Source organism: Planctomycetota bacterium, from assembly GCA_038746835.1.
GTDB lineage: Bacteria > Planctomycetota > Phycisphaerae > Tepidisphaerales > Tepidisphaeraceae > JBCDKH01.
In genome coordinates this window covers 1-2,683 of the sequence record JBCDKH010000297.1, presented here as the reverse complement: position 1 = coordinate 2,683, position 2,683 = coordinate 1, and the positions used below count along the sequence as shown (strand labels likewise).

At 67.3% G+C, this 2,683-nt stretch carries 3 protein-coding genes and 1 tRNA gene; 1 reads left to right on the top strand and 3 read right to left on the bottom strand.

Translation table 11 applies throughout. The annotated features are described in order from the left end of the window. Window positions 1-59 precede the first annotated feature (59 nt). Entirely contained in the window at window positions 60-338 is a 279-nt protein-coding gene (locus AAGI46_16785) for a hypothetical protein (GenBank protein MEM1013863.1), read from the bottom strand. Between the two features lie 9 nt (window positions 339-347). Further along, window positions 348-1,862 (bottom strand): YifB family Mg chelatase-like AAA ATPase, encoded by a 1,515-nt coding sequence (locus tag AAGI46_16780; GenBank protein ID MEM1013862.1) that lies wholly within the window; start codon window positions 1,860-1,862, stop codon window positions 348-350. 57 nt (window positions 1,863-1,919) lie between these two features. Between AAGI46_16780 and AAGI46_16775 the strand changes: the two genes are divergently transcribed. Next, a tRNA-Ser gene (locus AAGI46_16775) sits at window positions 1,920-2,004 on the top strand. 126 nt (window positions 2,005-2,130) lie between these two features. On the opposite strand, the gene AAGI46_16770 is transcribed toward AAGI46_16775, so the two are convergent. Next, window positions 2,131-2,683: SDR family NAD(P)-dependent oxidoreductase (locus tag AAGI46_16770; GenBank protein ID MEM1013861.1), on the bottom strand; the 553-nt coding region annotated here is incomplete at its 5' end.

The window sequence follows — 2,683 nt, the reverse complement described above, 5'->3', positions numbered from 1 at the left end:
GGGGACGCACCAGATCGCTCACCGCTGAGCAGCAGAAGTCGAAGACTATCGAGCTCGCATTACACCAACCCGACGATCTCCGACGCGCGTCGGAGCGTCGCTCGTGTGATCAGCATGACGACCTGCGGTGCGAGTTCCTTGGTCTCGTCCTGGTGATAGTTCTCCGGGATGACTGCCATCGACAGCTCGCGGACTTCCTGCTCGACCTGTTCCTGACGCTTCTGCTGCTCGTCGATTTGCTCGCGGCTGATCGGTTCGATCGCGTCATAGGCCAGCATCAGCGTGCTGACCTGCCATTCGAAATAGCCGTGGCTGCCTTGGGCGTCGTCACCTTCCACGCAGGCACATTACGGACGTCGATCGAGCAGGCGATACCCGACCGCCTCGGCGACGTGTTCGACCGCGACCTCGTCCTTGTCGTCGACGTCCGCGATCGTCCTGGCGACGCGGCGGACCTTGTCGTACGCCCGCGCGGACAGGCCGAGCTCTTCCATCGCCTGCTTGAGCAACAGCAGCGTCGGGCCTTCGAGCGGGACGAGTTCGTTGAGTACCCGGCCGGCCATGCGGGCGTTGGTCATCGCGGGATCGCCATCAAACCGCTCACGCTGACGACGGCGGGCCTTAAGGACGAGCTCGCGCAGTGTGGCCGAGTCGGTGCCGGAACGTTTGCGACTCAACTCGTCGTAGCCGACCTTTGGCACCTCGACGTGCAGGTCGATCCGGTCGAGCAGCGGGCCGCTGAGACGCGAGAGGTACTTGTCGTCGCGTTGACCGCCCGGACCAGCATCGCCGCGGACGCTGGGATTCATCGCGGCTACCAGCATGAAGTCGGCCGGGAACTTCACGCTCGCGTGCACACGGCTGACGGTGATCTCGCCCCCTTCGAGCGGCTCGCGCAGCATGTCCAGCACGCTTCGGCCGAACTCGGGCAACTCGTCGAGAAAGAGGATGCCGTGGTGCGCCAGCGAGCACTCGCCGGGCCTGGGAATGCTGCCGCCGCCGACGAGGGCCTGGGCGGTCGCGGAGTGGTGCGGCATGCGGATCGGCCGCTCGCGCAGGAGGCTCACTCCCGGCGGAAGCTGTCCGACGGCGCTGTAGATGCGCGTCGTCTCCAGCGCCTCACGCCGACTCAGCGGTGGGAGGATCCCGCCCATCCGCTTAGCGAGCATCGTCTTGCCGGTGCCGGGTGGACCGATCATCGCCAGGTTGTGCCGGCCGGCGCAGGCGATGGCGACGACGCGCTTCACCGCCTCCTGCCCGCGGACGTCGGCGAAGTCGGGAACGGCCTCGCCGTCGGCATCGTGCTCGTCCGTCGGATCGAGCTCGTACGGCGTCGGGCCGTCTTCGTCTTCGTTGAGGAAGCTGACGACCTGGGCCAGAGTCGCGACGGGGACGACCTCGACGCCGTCGACCACCGCAGCCTCGCGAACGTTGTCGGCGGGAAGGATGACGCCCGTCTTGCCGAGGTCGCGAGCGAGCATCGCCATCGACAGCCCGCCACGGATCGGGCGGACCCGGCCGTCGAGTGCCAGTTCGCCGGCGATGAGATAGTTGCGGTGCAGGTCGGTCGCGATGCTGCCGGTGCACCGCATGAGCCCGACGCTGATCGCCAGATCCAGCGCGGCCGCCTCCTTCTTCAGGTCGGCCGGGGCGAGGTTGATCAGCACGCGTCCCCGCGGCACGGGATGGCCCGAGTTCTGGATCGCCCGGCGAGTCCGCTCGACGCTCTCCTTCGTCGCCGCCTGGGCTAGGCCGACGAGGACGGTCGCGTTGTTGCCCCGGCCGACGCTGTCGACCTCGACGTCGCACGGCAGCGCTTCGATGCCTTGGAGGACGAATGTCTGGACCTTCGCGAGCGCCACGTCTGGCCGAACCTACGCGACGGACACGCCCGACGCGAGTGCTAGCATCGGCCGACCGGAGGTGTGGCAGAGTGGTTGAATGTACCGGTCTTGAAAACCGGCAGGCCTGACGGCCTCGCGGGTTCGAATCCCGCCGCCTCCGCTGGTCGTTTGGTTCGTTGACGACAACCGATCTTCCGGATGATGCCGCCCGCGTCAGTGGACGCGACGATGGTGCGAGCGCCCGCTGACGCGGGCGGCTGTGTCGGGTGACATGCCATCGCTCGAACTAGCTCGTGAAGCGGGGACGCACGCGGACGTCGACCACTTCCGCTGTTTCCGCTTGGCACAGCGCGGCCAGCGTGGTGTCGGCGACGTCTTGCGGCGTAAGGAGCGTGTGCTTGGGCACCGTTCGACCCTCAAACGCCAGGAGGTCGTCCTGCATCGGCGTGTCGACGCGGCCGGGGTAGACGCTGATGACGCGGATGCCGCGAGCGTTGACTTCCTCGCGAAGGGCGTCGGCGTAGGCACGCAGGCCGAACTTCGTGACGCAGTAGACGGAGAAGTCGCGCCGCGCGTTGAGCCCCGCACCGGAGTTGATGAAGACGACCTGACCGCGAGCAGCTTCGAGTCGCGGCATGATCGCCTGGTTGAGCACCCACGGCGCTCGGACGTTGGTGGCGAACTGGCGATCCAATTCGTCGACCGGCAGATCGAGTGACGCCCCGGCTTTTGCGAGTGCCGCACTGTGGACGACGACGCCGACGCGATCGGGCAGCGTGTCGACGAACCGTCGCACCGCGTCGTCGTCCGTCAGATCAAAGGCCGCGGCTTCGGCTTCG